Source organism: Vreelandella sp. L-25 (genome assembly GCF_056857535.1).
In genome coordinates this window covers 1-17693 of record NZ_JBSXNH010000028.1, presented here as the reverse complement: position 1 = coordinate 17693, position 17693 = coordinate 1, and the positions used below count along the sequence as shown (strand labels likewise).

19 protein-coding genes are annotated in these 17693 nt (G+C 59.3%); 8 read left to right on the top strand and 11 right to left on the bottom strand.

Annotated features, from left to right (window positions below; all coding sequences use genetic code 11):
* Window positions 1–132 precede the first annotated feature (132 nt).
* Window positions 133–1326 (bottom strand): L-2-hydroxyglutarate oxidase, encoded by a 1194-nt coding sequence (lhgO, locus tag AC13CN_RS01940; RefSeq protein WP_253557259.1) that lies wholly within the window; start codon window positions 1324–1326, stop codon window positions 133–135.
* 112 nt (window positions 1327–1438) lie between these two features.
* On the opposite strand from lhgO, the gene csiR reads away from it, so the two are divergent.
* From csiR to gabT, 5 genes are all read left to right on the top strand, one after another.
* Entirely contained in the window at window positions 1439–2128 is a 690-nt protein-coding gene (csiR, locus tag AC13CN_RS01935) for a DNA-binding transcriptional regulator CsiR (protein ID WP_016914862.1), read from the top strand.
* 100 nt (window positions 2129–2228) lie between these two features.
* Window positions 2229–3407, top strand: a complete 1179-nt coding sequence (locus AC13CN_RS01930; protein ID WP_253557260.1) for an acyl-CoA dehydrogenase — start codon at window positions 2229–2231, stop codon at window positions 3405–3407.
* Between the two features lie 27 nt (window positions 3408–3434).
* Window positions 3435–4649: a CaiB/BaiF CoA transferase family protein gene (locus tag AC13CN_RS01925; protein WP_253557261.1), complete on the top strand. Its 1215-nt coding sequence runs from the start codon at window positions 3435–3437 to the stop codon at window positions 4647–4649.
* 10 nt (window positions 4650–4659) lie between these two features.
* Window positions 4660–4857: a GGDEF domain-containing protein gene (locus tag AC13CN_RS01920; protein WP_269061811.1), complete on the top strand. Its 198-nt coding sequence runs from the start codon at window positions 4660–4662 to the stop codon at window positions 4855–4857.
* 56 nt (window positions 4858–4913) lie between these two features.
* Window positions 4914–6188 (top strand): 4-aminobutyrate--2-oxoglutarate transaminase, encoded by a 1275-nt coding sequence (gene gabT, locus AC13CN_RS01915; RefSeq protein WP_044628888.1) that lies wholly within the window; start codon window positions 4914–4916, stop codon window positions 6186–6188.
* 63 nt (window positions 6189–6251) lie between these two features.
* Here the strand turns inward: gabT and AC13CN_RS01910 are convergent, their stop codons facing one another.
* Window positions 6252–6899 (bottom strand): hypothetical protein, encoded by a 648-nt coding sequence (locus AC13CN_RS01910; RefSeq protein WP_253557262.1) that lies wholly within the window; start codon window positions 6897–6899, stop codon window positions 6252–6254.
* Window positions 6900–6979: 80 nt separating this feature from the next.
* A complete protein-coding gene (gene ccoG / locus AC13CN_RS01905; RefSeq protein ID WP_253557263.1) occupies window positions 6980–8059 on the bottom strand; it encodes a cytochrome c oxidase accessory protein CcoG in 1080 nt (359 codons plus the stop codon).
* Between the two features lie 206 nt (window positions 8060–8265).
* On the opposite strand from ccoG, the gene mapR reads away from it, so the two are divergent.
* Complete coding sequence (gene mapR, locus AC13CN_RS01900; RefSeq protein ID WP_253557264.1) at window positions 8266–9675, top strand: GntR family transcriptional regulator MpaR; 1410 nt, start codon at window positions 8266–8268, stop codon at window positions 9673–9675.
* Window positions 9676–9710: 35 nt separating this feature from the next.
* Here the strand turns inward: mapR and AC13CN_RS01895 are convergent, their stop codons facing one another.
* The 5 genes from AC13CN_RS01895 to AC13CN_RS01875 form a co-directional block, all read right to left on the bottom strand.
* Window positions 9711–9959 carry a YkoF family thiamine/hydroxymethylpyrimidine-binding protein gene (locus AC13CN_RS01895; RefSeq protein WP_016914871.1) on the bottom strand — a complete coding sequence of 83 codons (249 nt, stop codon included), beginning with the start codon at window positions 9957–9959 and terminating at the stop codon, window positions 9711–9713.
* A 42-nt stretch (window positions 9960–10001) separates the two neighbouring features.
* Window positions 10002–10808, bottom strand: coding sequence for an alpha/beta fold hydrolase (locus AC13CN_RS01890; RefSeq protein ID WP_253557265.1), 807 nt, complete (start codon window positions 10806–10808; stop codon window positions 10002–10004).
* Window positions 10809–10912: 104 nt separating this feature from the next.
* The gene (gene dinB / locus AC13CN_RS01885) at window positions 10913–11959 is read right to left on the bottom strand and encodes a DNA polymerase IV (RefSeq protein WP_253557266.1); all 1047 of its coding nucleotides are present in this window, start codon (window positions 11957–11959) and stop codon (window positions 10913–10915) included.
* A 63-nt stretch (window positions 11960–12022) separates the two neighbouring features.
* Window positions 12023–13516, bottom strand: coding sequence for a protein adenylyltransferase SelO (locus AC13CN_RS01880; RefSeq protein ID WP_253557267.1), 1494 nt, complete (start codon window positions 13514–13516; stop codon window positions 12023–12025).
* Window positions 13517–13714: 198 nt separating this feature from the next.
* Complete coding sequence (locus AC13CN_RS01875; protein WP_253557269.1) at window positions 13715–14524, bottom strand: NAD-dependent protein deacetylase; 810 nt, start codon at window positions 14522–14524, stop codon at window positions 13715–13717.
* 96 nt (window positions 14525–14620) lie between these two features.
* Between AC13CN_RS01875 and AC13CN_RS01870 the strand changes: the two genes are divergently transcribed.
* Together AC13CN_RS01870 and AC13CN_RS01865 are read left to right on the top strand one after the other, a co-directional pair.
* Window positions 14621–15793: a UbiH/UbiF/VisC/COQ6 family ubiquinone biosynthesis hydroxylase gene (locus AC13CN_RS01870; protein WP_062363438.1), complete on the top strand. Its 1173-nt coding sequence runs from the start codon at window positions 14621–14623 to the stop codon at window positions 15791–15793.
* Between the two features lie 77 nt (window positions 15794–15870).
* A complete protein-coding gene (locus AC13CN_RS01865; RefSeq protein ID WP_253557270.1) occupies window positions 15871–16623 on the top strand; it encodes an alpha/beta hydrolase family protein in 753 nt (250 codons plus the stop codon).
* Between the two features lie 32 nt (window positions 16624–16655).
* On the opposite strand, the gene brnA is transcribed toward AC13CN_RS01865, so the two are convergent.
* The 3 genes from brnA to AC13CN_RS01850 all read right to left on the bottom strand — a co-directional run bounded on the left by brnA (window position 16656) and on the right by AC13CN_RS01850 (window position 17559).
* Entirely contained in the window at window positions 16656–16925 is a 270-nt protein-coding gene (gene brnA / locus AC13CN_RS01860; RefSeq protein WP_044628897.1) for a type II toxin-antitoxin system BrnA family antitoxin, read from the bottom strand.
* Window positions 16915–17178 (bottom strand): BrnT family toxin, encoded by a 264-nt coding sequence (locus tag AC13CN_RS01855; RefSeq protein ID WP_058578261.1) that lies wholly within the window; start codon window positions 17176–17178, stop codon window positions 16915–16917. The genes brnA and AC13CN_RS01855 overlap by 11 nt, the downstream gene beginning before the upstream one ends.
* Window positions 17179–17253: 75 nt before the next feature.
* Window positions 17254–17559, bottom strand: a complete 306-nt coding sequence (locus tag AC13CN_RS01850; RefSeq protein ID WP_062375967.1) for an aspartate/glutamate racemase family protein — start codon at window positions 17557–17559, stop codon at window positions 17254–17256.
* Window positions 17560–17693: the final 134 nt, after the last annotated feature.

The window sequence follows — 17693 nt, the reverse complement described above, 5'->3', positions numbered from 1 at the left end:
TGGAATTGCCTCCGTCCTGCTTGGACTTATTGATTATGGTTGACGTAAAGGGAGGTAAGGAGCCAGTTTCTCGCCGCCGTCAGCGGCGCCGAGAACGGTATTTAAACGTTAGCACGGCAGTCGCGTTAGATACTAATCCAACAACGTTTTCACCTGCTCCACGATATGCGCACCAATGGGCAGCGCCGAGGTCGCCGCAGGCGATGGCGCATTGCCCACGTTGACCGTGCGCGGAGTATTCACGAACAGGAAGTCATCCACCAGCCGACCATCGTTGGAGACCGCCTGAGCGCGTACGCCCGCCGGGTAAGGGGTCAAATCCTCCAGGGTCAGGCTCGGGCAGTACTTGCGGACCAGCTCCAGATAGCCGCGCTTGTAGAGCGAGTTTTTCATTTCCACCAGCCCAGGCTTGAGATGCTTGCCCAGCACTTTCAGGATGCCTGGGTGGCTGAACATCTGGCCCATGTCACTCAGCGACATGTCCTGCTTGCGGTAGCCCTCGCGTTTTAACGCCAGCACCGCGTTCGGCCCCACGGTGACCGTGCCATCGATCATCCGCGTCAGGTGAACGCCCAAAAAAGGCATGGCAGGGTCGGGAATCGGGTAGATCAGGTGGTTGACGATGCGGTTGTGGCGCTCGGGAAGCAGGTAGTATTCGCCACGGAAGGGGCAAATCGTGAAGCCGGGGTCCTTGCCCAGCATGCGGATCACCCTGTCGGCCATCAACCCCGAGCAGGAGACCAGGTAGCGGCTGGTGAAGGTCTCATGCTCGGTGGTCACCACGACCTCATCGGCCCGCTCGTCAAGGCCCGTCACGCAGTGCTCGAAGCGAATCTCGCCGCCCAGCCGGGTGAACTCGGCGGCCATCGCCTGGGTGACTTCGGCATAGTTCACGATGCCGCTGGAAGGCACGAAAATGCCCGCCACACCGGTAATGTTGGGCTCTCGCTCCTTGAGCGCCGCAGCCTCCAGCCACTCCCGCTCCAGACCGTTGGCCGCCGTGCGCTCCCAGAGCGCTTCCATACGCTGCTTTTCCAGCGGGTTGGTGGCCACCAGCAGCTTGCCGCAAATGTCGTAGCGCACGCCATGCTGGTCACAGAACTCGCGGGTCGCACGGTTACCCTCCAGGCAAAACTTCGCTTTCAGGCTTCCCGGCGTGTAATACACCCCGGCATGAATCACGCCGCTGTTATGGCCGGTTTGATGCTGAGCGGGGCCTGCTTCCTTTTCCAACACCAGCAAGCGTTTGTCCGGGTAGGCCTGTTGCAGCTGCATGGCGGTGGAAAAACCCAGTATGCCGCCGCCGACAATGATGAAATCCCACATGAATATCGTTACCTGTGCCAAATTTTCAAAATTTATTGATAATAGCCGTTATTCTACGTCGACCGCTACACCCCCTACATTGGTCTAAGCCACACTGATCCAAGGAGTCCCCATGGAACACGATGCACCGCGCCAGAACCTGGCGATTAGCGCTTACCACGCGCTCAAGCAAGACATCATTCGTGGCCGCTATGCCCCCGAAGAGAAGCTCTTGATGAGCCGTTTGAAAGAGTATTACGGCGTGAGCACCGGCCCCCTGCGTGAAGCGCTGTCACAGCTGGTCGCCGACCGACTCGTCGTGGCCATCAGCCAACGGGGCTACCGGGTGGCGGCCATGTCGCTGGCCGAACTGAACGATATCTACGACGCTCGCGCTCAGTTGGAAGGGCTGATTTTGCGCCTCGCCATCGAACGTGGCGACGACGACTGGGAAGCCAACGTGCTGGCCACGGCACACCGCCTGGCCAAAGTCACCGACGTCAGCTCCCCCGACGAACTGCTGGACGGCTGGGATTTACGCCACAAGGCGTTCCATACCGCCATTGCCAGCGGCTGCAACTCCCCCCACCTGCTGCAGATGCGCAACACCCTGTTCGATCAGGTAGAGCGCTATCGCCACCTGTGGCTGCAAGAGACCGTCATGTCGCCCCAGGCGCTGGACATCAAGCGCCAGGAACACGCGGCGCTGGTCGACGTCATTCTCGCCCGCAACACCGAGCAGGCGGCCGATCTGATGCGCGACCACCTGATGACCCCGGTGCCTATCATTACACGGGTACTGCAAGCCCGCGGCATCGATTGAATGCCGGGCGATTAAATTCTGCGTTTTAAAAAAATGTAGATATTTTTAAATAACGGCGATACATTAAGCTCAACAAGATCATCTTTCGGAGTTCAACGCCATGACACGCTTCAACTGGGACGACCCGCTGCTTCTCGAACACCAGCTCACCGATGAAGAGCGCCAGATTCGTGACGCCGCTCGCGACTACTGCCAGGAAAACCTGCAGCCACGTGTGCTGAGCGCTTTCCGCGAAGAGCATTTCGATCGTGACATCATGTCCGAGATGGGCGAGCTGGGCCTGTTGGGCGCCACCGTTTCCCCGGAATACGGCGGCGCGGGCGTCAACCACGTGGCTTATGGCCTTATCGCCCGTGAAGTGGAGCGTGTCGATTCCGGCTACCGCTCGGCCATGAGCGTGCAGTCATCGCTGGTAATGTACCCCATCGAAGCGTATGGCTCCGAAGAGCAGAAACACAAATACCTGCCTAAGCTTGCCAGCGGCGAGATGGTCGGCTGCTTCGGCCTGACCGAACCCGACCATGGCTCCGACCCAGGCTCCATGATTACCCGTGCGGAAAAGGTCGATGGCGGCTACCGCCTGACCGGCGCGAAAATGTGGATCACCAACAGTCCGATTGCCGATATCGCGGTGGTCTGGGCCAAGTCCGCTGCCCACGATAACCAGATCAAAGGCTTCATCGTCGAGCGTGGTACCGAAGGCTTCTCCACCCCGAAAATCGAAGGCAAAGTATCGCTGCGTGCCTCTATCACCGGCGAGATCGTGCTGGACAACGCTTTCGTGCCTGAAGAGAACCTGCTGCCTAACGTGAGCGGCCTGAAAGGCCCCTTCGGCTGTTTGAATAAAGCCCGCTACGGCATCGCTTGGGGCGTGATGGGCACCGCTGAGTTCTGCTGGCACGCCGCCCGCCAATACACTCTGGACCGCAAGCAGTTTGGCCGCCCGCTGGCCGCCAACCAGCTCATCCAGAAGAAGCTGGCCGACATGCAGACCGAAATCACCCTGGGCTTACAAGCCGCCCTGCAGGTGGGCCGCCTGATGGACAGCGGTAACTGGGCACCGGAAATGATCTCGCTGATCAAGCGCAACAACTGCGGTAAAGCGCTGGATATCGCCCGTGTTTCCCGCGACATGCACGGCGGTAACGGCGTGTCTGACGAGTATGGCGTCATTCGCCACATGGTGAACCTGGAGTCCGTGAATACCTATGAAGGTACCCACGATGTGCACGCCCTGATTCTGGGCCGCGCACAAACCGGCATTCAGTCGTTCTTCTAACGTCGTCATCACTCAGCGAGGCACCCCATGAGCACAGTCGCAAAGCCCCTGGCAGGCATCAAGGTACTCGATATCTCTCGGGTACTGGCAGGCCCCTGGTGCGGGCAGATGCTGGCCGACATGGGTGCCGAGGTGATCAAAATCGAGCGCCCCCAAAGCGGCGATGATACCCGCCACTGGGGGCCGCCCTGGCTCTCCGGCAGCGCGGAATCGGCCTATTACCTGTGCGCCAATCGCGGTAAGCGTTCGGTGACGGTAGATATGGCCAAGCCCGAAGGCCAAGCGCTGATCAAGCAGTTGGCGGCCCAATCGGATGTGGTGCTGGAAAACTTCAAGGTCGGCGGGCTGAAAAAGTATGGCCTGGACTACGCGAGCCTGAAAGCGCTCAATCCCGGCTTGGTCTACTGCTCCATCACCGGCTTTGGCCAGGAAAGCCCTTACGCCCGCCGGGCGGGCTACGACTTCATGATCCAAGCCATGGGCGGCCTCATGAGCCTGACCGGTAAACCGGACAGTGAATCAGGGGGCGGCCCGGTCAAGGTGGGGGTCGCCATTACCGATATTTTTACCGGCTTGTATGCGGCCAACGCGGTGCTGGCGGCCCTCTACCAACGCCGCGACAGTGGCGAAGGCTGCCATATCGATCTGGCACTCATGGATGTGCAGGTGGGCGTGTTGGCCAATCAGGCGTTGAACTATCTGACCTCCGGTCAGGTGCCTCAGCGGCTGGGCAATGCGCACCCGAACATCGTGCCCTATCAGGCGTTTGCTACCGCCGATGGTCACATGATCGTGGCCGTCGGCAACGACGAACAGTTCAAGCGCTTCTGCCAGGTCATCGACCAGCCGCAGCTGGCACAGGACGAACGCTTTGCCACCAACGGCAGTCGTGTACAGCATCGCGAAGCGCTGGTGCCGACCCTGGCGCTCGCCCTGGCAGCACAGCCTACCGACACCTGGCTGGCAGCCTGCGAAGCGGTCGGTGTGCCCTGCGGGCCTATCAATACCCTGGATCGCGTGTTTGACGATCCTCATGTCAAGGCACGCGGGCTCAAGCAGACGCTGCCCCATGCACTGGCAGGCGAGGTCAATCTCGTCGCCAACCCGATTCGTATCAACGGGCAGTCACTGAGTGCCCAGAGCGCTCCCCCGACCCTGGGCGAGCACACCGATAGCGTGCTGGATGCCATCGGCATCACCGATGAACAGCGCCTAGTGCTTCGCCAAGCGGGCATTATTTAATCAGACGCTATTGGCGGCAAACGAGCCTACCGCCCCGCTTCTCAAAACGCCCTACACTCAGCATCAGCTAACCGTGACGCTTTCAGCAGGCATCGCGTGTTACATTGAAACGTCGAGTACTCGAATGCTTGATCGCGCCGATAAAGCGATGTATCAGGCCAAACAAGCCGGGCGCAACCGGATTGTCATCGCATCGTCATCAGTGTGATCAACGCTATTGCGCACTATGCTAGAGCTACACCCTATCCTTTAAGGAGCTGAGTCATGAGCAATGCCGAGCTTAACGAACTAAAGCAGAAATACGTCGCGGCGGGCGCTGCAAGCCCCGCCACCGCCTTTGCGGACCGCGCCGAAAACGCTGAGATCTGGGACGCCGACGGCAACCGCTTCATCGACTTCGCGGGCGGTATCGGCGTCTTGAACGTGGGGCATCGTCACCCCAAAGTCGTGGCCGCTGTGAAAGCCCAGTTGGATAAGGTGATGCACACCTGCCAAACGGTTATGCCCTACGAGGGCTACGTTAAAGTCGCCGAGAAGTTGAGCCACATCGTCCCTGTACGTGGTCACGCCAAGGTGATGCTGGCCAACTCTGGTGCCGAAGCGCTGGAAAACGCGGTGAAGATCGCCCGCGCCGCTACCGGTCGCTCTAATGTCATCTGTTTCGATGGCGGCTATCATGGCCGTACCTTCTACACCATGGCCATGAACGGCAAGGTCGCGCCCTACCAGACCGATTTCGGCCCGATGCCCGGCACCGTATTCCGCGCGCCCTACCCGGTGCCCTACCACGGCGTCAGCGAAGACGAAGCGATTCGCGGCCTGAAGATGACGCTGAAAACCGACGCCAACCCCAAAGACACTGCCGCCATCATTCTTGAGCCAGTACTGGGTGAAGGCGGCTTCTACCCCGCGCCGACCAGCTTCCTGAAGAAGATTCGCGAAATTTGCGATGAGCACGGCATGCTGATGATCATCGACGAAGTGCAGTCAGGCTTTGGCCGCACCGGCAAGATGTTCGCCATCGAGCACAGCGGCGTCGAGCCGGACATGATGACCATGGCCAAGAGCATGGCCGACGGCATGCCGATCTCTGCCATCGTCGGTACCGACAAAGTGATGGACGCCTCTGGCCCGAACTCCCTGGGCGGCACCTACACCGGTAGCCCCACCGCCTGCGCAGCCGCGCTGGCGGTGATGGAAGTCTTCGAAGAGGAAAATATCCTTGAGAAGAGCCAGGCGCTGGGCGACAAACTGGCGGCGCGCTTCAACGAGTGGCAAGGCAAGTTCGATTGCATCGACCACGTGCGGAACATGGGCGCCATGGCAGCATTTGAGCTGGTCAACAACAAAACCGACCGCACCCCGAACCCGGAGCTGGCGGCGGCGCTGTGCAAAAAAGCCCGTGAAGAGGGTCTGATCCTGCTCTCCTGCGGCATGTACGGCAACACCATCCGCTTCCTGATGCCCGTCACCATCGAAGACGACGTGCTGAACGAAGGCCTGGACATCATCGAGTCCTGCCTGGAATCGCTGATCTGAGTATGTAGCACTACCCACAACGCCGCCCATGAGGCGGCGTTGTCGTTTTGACACGGCTTATTTTTAGTTGAACAGGGGCGTTAGCTGATTCAACTGTCTCGCCTGATAAAGATCATGAAGATAGGTATCGAGCTTGAAGATCAGGATATTCAAGACCACCACACCCCATATCGCCGATAGGATCATCACCGGTTGATTGACCCACGCCAATGCCGATACGTCCACAGAGTAGTGAATGGTATACACACTCATCGCCGCCAGTAGCTGAACCAACCCACAGTTTGCGATCACCGCCAGGATGAACGCATTCCTGACGTTGATGGACGGCAAGCGCGTCTTGAACAACCGCAGATGACGCACGCGAACACCGCCCTCTCCTGCCTGATGCGACGAAGGACGAGTGAGTTTTCTCTGACAGCGCAGAAGCGGCAGCCCATAGGCCTCTCGCCCCTCCTGAGAGAACGCAATGCGAAGGGCGTCTATGTTAAATCCACGCCCAAAGATGCGCGTTGCTGCCTCTTCAAAGCGTGACGCATCGGCTTCATCCGACGACGTTTCCTGAGCGGCCGTGAGCGTATCCAGTTGCCTACTTTTATGACCCGAAAGTTTCGCATCGTTAGGCGTATTGATATTAAAGTGCATTTGGTAAATCTGGTACCAAGCGGCTGTTACGCCCACGAGTATCATCAAGAAAATCAGCACGGTTATCATTTATCTATCCTCATTCTTACTTATCCTCACACCTACTTATTCTCACACCCACTTATTCTCACACCTACTTAGCCTCCCTCTTACTGACGGGTCGATCCCAAAAACCGCGTTTCGATGTTAGAGGAGATCGAAGGCTCATCTAACGCAGCGATGTGCAGCACCACCGGGTGGCTCGGCTGGGTCAACGCTGACGCGTCAGCATTAAGCGCCACGCGTAACTGCCTCGTTTCATTAGCGGCCAAGACGAATGTGTCAGCTCCTTGTAAACGCAGGCCGGGCAAACCGGTGGCAGATAGCGCGTATTGGTGCTCCTTCGTATCTTGATTGCGCAGCGTCACAGTGTAGTAGTTAATAATGCGCCCCTCGGCCGTGCTTTCAAACAGCGTCTGACGATCTCGGACGACCTCTACATCCATAGGCACCCGGGCGTTCAAGAAACCGATCAACAAAACCACCATAGAAAACAGTGCCGCCATATAAGCCAACAGCTGAGGTCGCCAAAACCGCGTAGGTTTGCCCTCTAGCGCGCGCTCGGTGGTGTAGCGAATCAGGCCCAGCGGCTTATCGATACGCGCCATCACGCTATCGCAGGCATCGATACACGCCGCGCAGCCAATACACTCATACTGCAGGCCATCACGAATATCGATCCCCGTGGGGCACACCTGAACGCACAGTTCGCAATCAATACAGTCCCCAGCAGCCGCTTCCGCGACCTCTTTGCGATGACCACGGCGGGGCTCACCACGGGCGGAATCGTAAGAAACAATCAGCGTATGGCTATCAAACATGGCCGACTGAAAGCGTGCATAGGGGCACATGTGCAGACACACCTGATGGCGCAACCAGCCGGCGTTCAGGTAGGTAAACAGAGTAAAAAAACCGATCCAAAAAAGCGCCCAAGGGTGCGCCTCTAGGCTGAATAGATCCCTTACGAGCCCACCCACCGGCGTAACATATCCCACGAAGGTGACGCCCGTTACCAACGCAATCAGTAGCCAGTTGGAATAACGCCTTATGCGCTGAAAAAAGCCCTGTATCTCTCGCACATAGATATGCCCAGACGTGGATGGCGAGCGACCCGTAGTTTTCGCCTGAGGCGAATGGTGTTCAACGGCTGCATCGCTGGTTAGGTCTTGCAGTGGAATGCGTTGCGTCATACCGATATCCAGAAAAGAGGGAGTGGCGATCTATACGGTCGAGGGGCATCACCGAATGAACCGCTACTATGCTCTCCCAGCCAACCACTAAAACAGATGCAGTTTTAGAGAAAAAAGCCGTATCAGTTTTGATATGCTTTTGATTGAGAGTATCGATTCTGTTGATCCCACTAAGCACCCGCGCCAAGCACCAGCGAGTTTATGCCATGAAACGCTATGAACAGTTTGCCGATGAAATAGCCACGCTGATTCGCCAAGGCGTACTGGGACCAGGCGAGCGCATTCCGTCAGTGCGCCAAGCGAGCCGCCATCACGGCATTAGCCCGTCGACAGTGTTTCAGGCGTACTACTTACTGGAAAACCAGGGGCTTATCAGCGCTCGAGCGCGCTCGGGCTACTTTGTTCGTGAACACGCACGGCGCTTGGTCAACGAACCCCGCGTCACGCTACAACCCACCGACCCAGCGGAGGTGCAGGTCAGCGAGCTGGTGTTCTCGGTGCTGGACTCACTGCAGGATGACCAAACGGTGCCCTTTGGCTCGGCTTTCCCTAGCCCTGAGCTGTTTCCACTCTCTCGCTTAAGTATCAGCATGACACGTGGCTTGCGGGCGCTTTCGCCCCAACAGGTGGTGGCTGATATGACCACCGGACATACCGACCTGTGTCGGCAGATTGCTCTGCGCTACATGCTGGGCGGCATTCAACTGCCGATGGACGAACTGGTGATTACCAATGGCGCAATGGAGGCGCTCAATCTAGCCCTACAGTGCGTGACTCAGCCAGGGGACTTGGTCGCGATTGAGTCACCTGCTTTTTATGCCAGCCTACAAGTGTTGGAGCGGCTCAAACTACGTGCGGTGGAAATTCCGGTTCACCCTCGGGAAGGGGTTGACCTAGACGTGCTGGCAGAGCGATTAGCGACGCTGCCCATCAAAGCCTGCTGGTTTATGAGCCACCTGCAGAACCCCATCGGCGCCAGCCTAAGCAACGAGCGCAAACAGGTGCTTTACCAGTTATTAAAGCAGCACCAAGTGCCCATGCTAGAGGATGACGTGTATGCCGAGCTCTATTTTGGCAGCACGCCGCCCGCCCCCGTTAAGGCCTTTGATGATGAGGGCTTAGTGATTCACTGCAGCTCTTTCTCGAAGTGCTTGGCACCCGGCTATCGGGTGGGCTGGGTAGCGGGCGGCCGTTATGCCCAAGAGATCTCGCGGCTAAAACTAATGACCACCATTTCCCCCTCTATCCCCGCCCAGGCCGCCATTGCTGACTATTTACAACACGGTGGCTACGACCGCCATTTGCGCAAGCTTCGCCATGCCTTAGAAGCCCAACAAACCAGTATGCTGGCGGCGGCAGATCGCTACTTCCCAGCGCATACGCGCATCACCCGACCTGTGGGCGGTTATTTCCTTTGGGTGGAGTTTCCCGAACACGTGGATTCGCTGCAGCTATTTCGTATAGCGCTCGACCATGGCGTTAGCCTCGCGCCAGGCCCCATTTTCTCCGCGACCCAACAGTTTCGCCACTGCATTCGCTTAAGCTATGGCCACCCCTGGACCCAGCGCAGCGAACGGGGGATGGAAACGCTGGGCACGTTATTGAGCCTTTTTTAGCGCTATGAAGAACATCACGCACGCGATGGCGTTATTTACCGAGGCCGCCGGTCGCCTTCCAGGAAATTGGCGGTAAACACGGCTTTTCCGTGGGTCTCGAACGACCACTTCATCACCTCGCCGAGTGCCGCCATCACCTCATCGAACTCGCCAAATACCTGGGTGCTCATTCGGTTGGGGTGAACTTCCAGCCCGGTGGCCTCTAAACGTTTGACCACCTCTTTGACGACTGGCTTGAAATCATCGGCCAGCGGGTAGTAGCTCAGCTGTACGGAAAGGTACATATCGTCTCCTTAATCGCTTCTATGGCTGCATCACCTCTAAGGCTACGCTGTTTGAAACTGCTGCCACGCGGCCAATATCGCCGTGCGTGTCTCTTCCGGATGCTCCATCGGGAACATGTGTGTGCCAGGCACCATACTCACCGGCAGCCCGCGACGAGCGATGCGCTTGAGCCGTGTAGGCGTCATCAAGTGCGACTGCTGCCCCGCCACCAGTTGAATGGGTACGCCTACGCGCTGCGGCAGGTTAGAGAGGTGATCTGGCAGGTGGCGGAAAATATCCAGCTCGATGCGCGGGTCGAAGGTCAGCTCGGCGCTGCCGTCATCTAAAAGCCGCGTGCCTGCTTCAATGTAGTCGTTGAGTGCCTCGGGGGTAAAGCGACGAAACAGCCCCCGCCGCCGCAGCGAGGTCGCCATGGCCTCACGGCTGGGCCACACCGTGCGCCGCCCCTTGGTTTTACCCGCGGGGGTGATACGGTCCATGAACCCAAAACGCTTGGCCGCTTTCATGGCCCAGGCATCCGGCCCCAGCATCAGCGGCGGGTCGAGCATGATCACACCGCGAAAACGCTCCGGCTGCTTATCCGCAGCCATGGCCATCAGCGTGCCGCCCAGCGAATGCCCCACGCCCAGCAGCGGCGCGTCGGTATCGGGGAGGTAGCTAAGCAGTTCCTCCACCAAGTTGCCCCAGTTGTGATTCACCGGGTAATCCGGGTGGTGGCCTAGCCGATCTAGCGGGTGTAAATCGAACGATTCTGCCAGCGGGTCTAACAGGCTGCGGTAACTCAAGCCGGGAAAGCCGTTGGCATGGGCAAACACTAAGCGGGGGCGTTGGGTGGCATCGGTAGGCATGGCAGGCTCGCAGTTAGGCTAACGGGAAGAAGCGCTATCTATCATACGTCTGTTTTAACGCGAGCCCGAGTACCCGTCAATCCACCCAAGGGTTAACAGGCTAATTAAAACAGCGAGAGCTGCTGGGCAGCGGTCTCTTCCGCCAAGCGGTAGCCCACCCCCAGCAGGCGCACGGGGCGCTCGCCCCTTGCCCATCCCACGTTCAGCAAGGTTTCGAACTGTTCCAAGTTGGGTGCGGGGTCGGCGTGTTCGACGGTGGTTTGGGTGAAGTCGTTGAATTTGATCTTCACCATTACTCCGCGCACGGCGGGTGCCGGGTCTAGGCGGGCGTAGCGGCGCTCTAAATCGCCAATCAGCTCGGGGAGCTGACGACGGCAGGCTTCCAAGGTGGGTAAATCTTGAGAGTAGGTTTGCTCGGTGCTGATCGACTTGCGTTCGCGGTGAGTTTTAACCGGGCGCTCATCGCGCCCGTGGCTGAGTTCATGCAGGCGATGCCCAAAGCGACCAAAGCGCTCCACCAGCTCGGTCAGCGGCCGGGCGCGCAGATCCGCCCCCGTTTGAATCCCCAGTTCGGCCAGCTTTTCAGCGGTGCGCGGCCCCACCCCATGAATCTTTTTCACCGGCAGCTGCTGCACGAAGGCGTCGATATCGTCTGGCGTGATGACAAACAGCCCATCGGGCTTGCGCCAGTCGCTGGCGATCTTGGCGAGAAACTTGTTGGGTGCCACCCCCGCCGAGACGGTAATGCCCACTTCCTGCTTCACCCGATGGCGAATGGCTTCGGCCATGCGGGTGGCGCTGCCGTGGTGAAGCGTGACCTCCGAGACATCCAAAAAGGCTTCATCCAGCGAGAGTGGCTCGATCAGTTCGGTGACATCGCGGTAAATAGCAAACACCTGACGGGCAACATCTTTGTACTTCGCCATATCGCCACGAATCACCGTGAGGTGGGGGCAGCGTTTGAGCGCCTGAGCCATGGGCATGGCGGAGTGGATGCCGAACTTGCGCGCCGGATAGTTGCATGTGGCGACCACCCCGCGCTGCTCCACACTGCCGCCAATGGCAATGGGGATATCGGTTAACGCGGGGTTGTCGCGCATCTCGACCGCCGCATAGAAGCAGTCACAGTCGCAGTGGATAATTTTGCGCACAGGCCGACCTTGCCTCCGCCATTAACTGTAAAAAAGCACAGTTTATCACAGGGTGTGCAGCATTCACGTACCACAAAAGGTGCGCAACACCTGTTCGCTTTCCGTGGCCGGAGCAGCCAAGCGGCGCGCTTCTGCGGATTCATCAAAGGGCTGCGTGACCGCCGCGAGCAGCGTGTGGAAAGGCGCGAAATCGCCTTCTACCGCCGCATCGATGACCTCTTGAATGCGGTGGTTGCGGGGAGTCACCACAGGGTTGGCGCGGCGCATGGCCTCCTGGCGTTCACTCTGCTGGCTGGCTTGCCGGGCGTTTTCCCACTCGGCCAGCCAAGCGGCAAAGCCATCTGGCTGAGTGGTCAGCGCCAGCAGCGCCTCTTTTTGGGAGTGGGCTGGCGTGTCCGTGCTCAAGGCTTGGGCACCCAGCGTTTTGGCATAGTGCGTCAGCGCGTCGAACGTCGCGGTCATGTCCATGCGGCCCTGATGCATCTGGGTTTCCAGTGCTTCCATCAGCGCCACGGCACGATCGCTTTCCGGGGCAAGGCCCTGCTTGTCGGCATGCAGGCGGCGCTGCTCGGCGCCAAAACGAGCGGTAAAGCCGCGAAGCACCTCGGTGGCCTGCTCTACAACGGCCTCGCCCTCTTCCCGCATCAGCGGCAGCAGGGTTTCGGCAAAGCGGGCCAGGTTCCACTGAGCGATGCCCGGCTGGTGGTTAAAAGCGTAGCGCCCACCCTGATCGATGGAGCTGAAGACCTTTTGCGGGTCGAACTGCTCCATGAAGGCGCAGGGGCCGTAATCGATGGTGTCGCCAGCAATGCTACAGTTGTCGGTGTTCATCACACCATGAATAAAGCCCAGGCTCATCCAGCGTGCCACCAGTGCCGCCTGGCGGGCGGTAACGGCTTCCAGCAGGGCAAGGTACGGATCGTCAGCATTGGCCGTTTCTGGGTAGTGGCGAGCAATCACATGGTCGGCCAGCGCTTTCAGCACCGCTTCATCGCGACGCACGGCAGCAAACTGGAAGGTGCCCACGCGGATATGGCTGCGAGCCACACGGGTCAGGATGGCCCCCGGCTCGGCCATCTGGCGTACCACGCGCTCCCCCGTGGTCACGGCCGCCAGCGCCCGAGTGGTGGGCACGCCCACGGCGGCCATGAACTCGCTCACCAGATATTCCCGCAGCACTGGGCCAAGCGGCGAGCGCCCATCCCCGCCCCGTGAAAACGGCGTGCGGCCACTGCCCTTGAGCTGCACGTCCTGCCGCTGGCCCTGCTGATCCACCACCTCCCCCAGCAGCAGCGCTCGGCCATCGCCCAACTGAGGCACGAAATTACCGAACTGATGCCCGGCATAGCCCAGCGCTCTAGGCTCGGCCCCTGGCGGTAGCCGGTTACCGCTGAACCATTGGGCCAGCGTGGCGTCGTCGGGCCGGGTTTGCATGCCTAGCTGCGCGGCCAGGTCATCGTTAAACGCGATCAGGCTGGGCTGCGCCACGGGCGTAGGCTGGCAAGCCACCCATAAAGGCTCTGGCAGCGTGGCAAACTGGTGTTCAAAGGTCAGCACGGGCAACTCCGCTTTTCAGTTTATCGTCTAGGAATACCCTAGCAGTTTACTCAAGTAATTGGCGATAGCCTGTCGCAGAGAGCCTCTTAACCAATTTGAAATTGCTCGCTTCGATAGTAACCCGCCGGTATCCAAAACACGTTAGCCCTTTTTCAGACGCCCAACCGCATATTCCAGCACCGGCGTTAGCGGCGCGCGCTACTGGTGGGTCAAGAACCCATCGGCACGGGTCACGCCCAGCGAGAGCGATGCCACGGGCAGGCCCATGGCGTGGGCATCCCGGCAGAAGCGGTAGCCGGAATAGACCATCAACGACGTGCCCACTGCCAGCACCGCGTCGGCTTGCTGCAGCGCCGCCTGGGCCGCCAACCGCCGCGCAGGGGGCACCACATCGCCGTAATAGACCACCTGCGGTTTGAGAATGCCCTTGCAGCGCGGGCAATCCAATACGTTAAAGGTGGAAAAGTCGGTTTCCAGATCCGCATCGCCATCCGGCGCGTGGCGGGCATCCAGCGCGGCAAAGGCTGGGTTCATACGCGCCATTTCACTGTGCATGGCGTGGCGCATCATTTGATAGCCACAGGCCATACAGGCCACCACATCGGCCCTGCCGTGCAGATCAATCACCTTTTTTGAGCCTGCCCGCTGGTGCAAACGGTCAACGTTTTGCGTGACGAGAAGCTCCACATGGCCCATGGCCTCGAGCTTCGCCAACGCCCGATGCGCCCCGCTCACCTGGGCTTCGCGCATGGCTTTGAAGCCCACCAGCGCTCGCGCCCAGTAGCGCTGGCGTACGGCGAAGGAGCTCATAAAATCACCATGCTGCACCGGCGGCGGGCGCTTCCACTGGCCATCGGCATCGCGGTAATCGGGAATCCCGCTGTCGGTACTCACCCCCGCCCCGGTAATCACCCAGAGTTTGGGGTGGCGTTTGATGAACGCGGCCAGCGCTTCCCCGGCCACCTGGCTGCTCTCGCGTTTTTCTGTACTTTCCACGGCCTGCGTCAATGGATCACCCTAGGCAATACTGCGACAAGTCAACGATACTGTATGACAATATAAGCACATGCAATGTGCCCTCGATAGCGGAGTAAGGAGCCTCTCATGCAGTGGGATCACGAGATTATTATTGTCGGTGGCGGCATGGTGGGCGCGGCCCTGGCGGCAAGGCTCGGCCAAGCGGGCATTTCCGTGGGGCTCGTCGAGCGCGGCAGCGCCCCCAAACCCGCCAGCGGCGACTACGACCTGCGTATTTCATCGCTCAACGCCCGGTCGCTGGCGTTTGTGAAAGCCAGCGGCGCGATACTGCCCGGCGAGCGCTGCTGCCCGTTCCGGCATATCGACGTGGCGAATCAGGATGGCACCGGCCACTCCGTGTTCTCCGCCGAAGAGAGCGGCATGAACGACTTCGGTATTTTTATCGAAAACCGCGCTTTGCAGTACGCCCTGTGGCAACGCTTGGAAGAACTGCCCAGCGTGACCTGCTATACCCAGTGCGCCCCGCTCAGCACCATGGCAGCCACCACCGCCCGCATGCTAGAGCTGGATAACGGCAAAACCCTAAGTGCCCGGCTGATTGTGGGGGCCGACGGCGCGCGCTCTACGCTACGCGAGCTAGCGGGCATTGGCGTGACCAGCCACGACTACCACCAGCGGGCGATGATCATTAACGTCGAGACCGAGCTGCCCCAGCAGGATGTTAGCTGGCAGTGTTTTACCCCCAAAGGGCCGATTGCCATGCTGCCGCTGCCCGGCCAGCGCGCCTCGCTGGTGTGGTACGACAGCAACGAAGCCACCAAAGCCCGCGAACAGCTCTCCGACAACGCGCTCCAGCACGCCATTGAAACCACCTTCCCCCAACGCCTGGGCAAGCTCACCCGTATTGTGGCGCGGGCCAGCTTCCCCATCAAGCGCCAGCACGCCAAGCGCTACATCGGCAAACGCCTCGCGCTGATCGGCGACGCCGCCCACGTGGTGCACCCGCTGGCCGGGCAAGGGTTGAACATCGGCCTGCACGACGCCGACACCCTGGCCGAGCTGATCATCAAAGGCCGCGACCCCGGCGACCACATCAGCCTGCACCGCTTCGAGTGCCAGCGCCGCCTCGCCAACCAAGCGATGATTGCCGCCACCGACAGCTTCCACCACCTGTTCACTGGCGCAAAACCGCTGCGCCAACTGGGCGATCTCAGCCTGCATTTGGCCGAGCGAGTGCCTTTTGCCAAGCGTATGATGATGCAGCAAGCCAATGGGTTGAATCCGTTTAAAATCGGCTAACGCTGACTATGCTGAGGGAGAGGCTGCAATAAGCAGCCCTAAAACAATCACAATAATCCCTCAAAAAAGGAAAGCGCATGCGACGCAAGCAACCATTCGCGCTAGTGACGGTCGCCTCGTTCACCAGCCTTGGCCTGCTGTTGGCCACGCCCTTATGGGCTTGGGATGGCGTGGTCGAGAAGCAGACGTTCGAGATGGAGAGCTTCACCACTCAGGGCGGCGAGACGATTCCCAACGTAACGATAGGCTGGGAAGCCTACGGCGAGCTTAACGAAGCCCGCGACAACGCGATTCTGATTACCCACTTTTTCTCCGGCACCAGCCATGCGGCAGGCCGCTATGGGGCTGATGGCGAGCCACCCACCGACGGGCTCAAAGAGGCGCTGAAGCTGGTGACGCTCAATGCCAACCACTGGCAGTGGGCCAACGAAGCGTTCAACCGCGACTGGGCCGACGACGCGCGCGACCCTTCCCAGGACATCACCGCCCGCTATGCCATCGAACAAACCCTGGATGACATCGCCGCCGCCCGTGCAGCGCTTTCCGATGCCAACCACCTGCTCTACCTGGTGCGCGCCAACCAGACCTTCATGGCTGGCTACGGCGACTCGCTGGAAGCGGGGCTGGCCGCCATCGAAGCCCCCACATTGATGCTGTATAGCGAGAACGACTTGGTCTTCGCCCCCGAGGGCGTACGCCGCACCGCCGAGCTGATCGAAGCCGACGGCACTGAGGTGGCGCTAGAAACGCTGGAAGGCAACCGAGGCCACCTGGATGGCGTGGTGGCCATCGAGCAAGCCAGCGATACGCTGCGGGCGTTTTTGGAGTAAGCGGTGGAGCGCTGGCCTCCAAGAGGCCAGCGCTAGTGAGGTCCCCCTACTGAGTTATGGCCATGAGGTTTATGAGCCGCTTCAGCTTGCAGACGCTCCACTAACCAAACCTTGATAATCGACTGACGGGTAACACCCATTCTCGCAGCCTCACGGTCTAGTGACTCCACTACCCATGCAGGAAAATCTACGTTAATCCGCTTTTGCTCCTGATTCACCCGTCGAGCAGTGGAAAAGTCTAGATCATCGAGAACATCATCTTGATTTTCATCGAATTTTTTATCGAAATCTTTAGCTTTCATAGATGTCTACCTCCTTCTTGCGGGAGCGTCTAACAGAAATCAGCCGAATACGCTCTTCTCGGTAGGTGACGACTGCCGACCAATGTTTTTCACTGATCATACCGATTAGTAAAAACCTTGGTTCGCCCTCGGATTTTGCGCGAATTTCTAGCAGATATGGATCCTTCCACAGCGCTTGTGCCGCTTCAAAATCAATACCGTGCTTTGTCAGGTTGGCCTGACTTTTGTTGACGTCAAACTCGAACTCGTTCATGAGTATAAATTATTCCTTTTTTACTCACTCAACAAGATTCTAAAGCCGAAAGCAATGCCGTTACTGCAGCAGGCTTTATACAAAACCATGCCCCAGCGCCCACTGCACCGCCTGCTCAGCATGAATCTCGGTCGTATCGAAGAGCGGCATGGGAGTGTTGGCCTGTTGAACCAGCAGGCCAATTTCGGTGCAGCCTAGAATCACTCCCTGCGCGCCGCGCTCGGCAAGCGCCTCGATGATCGCCAGGTAGTCGGCTTTGGCCTCTGCTTTCACCACGCCCAGGCACAGCTCCTGGTAGATCACGTGTGCACGCGCTCGCGCTGTGGTTCGGTAGGCACCACTACTTCGATACCGTGGCGCTGCAAACGCTCGATTTGACATCCTCCCCTCCCTCAGCTTGCGCTGCCGCCTTGCAGCGGAAAGGAAGGGGATTCCCAGGTCGTTACCTTCCTGGTTCCTGCTTCGATGTTCGTTGCCTTCAATGCCTTGGCACTGCTGGTCTTACACAAACTCCA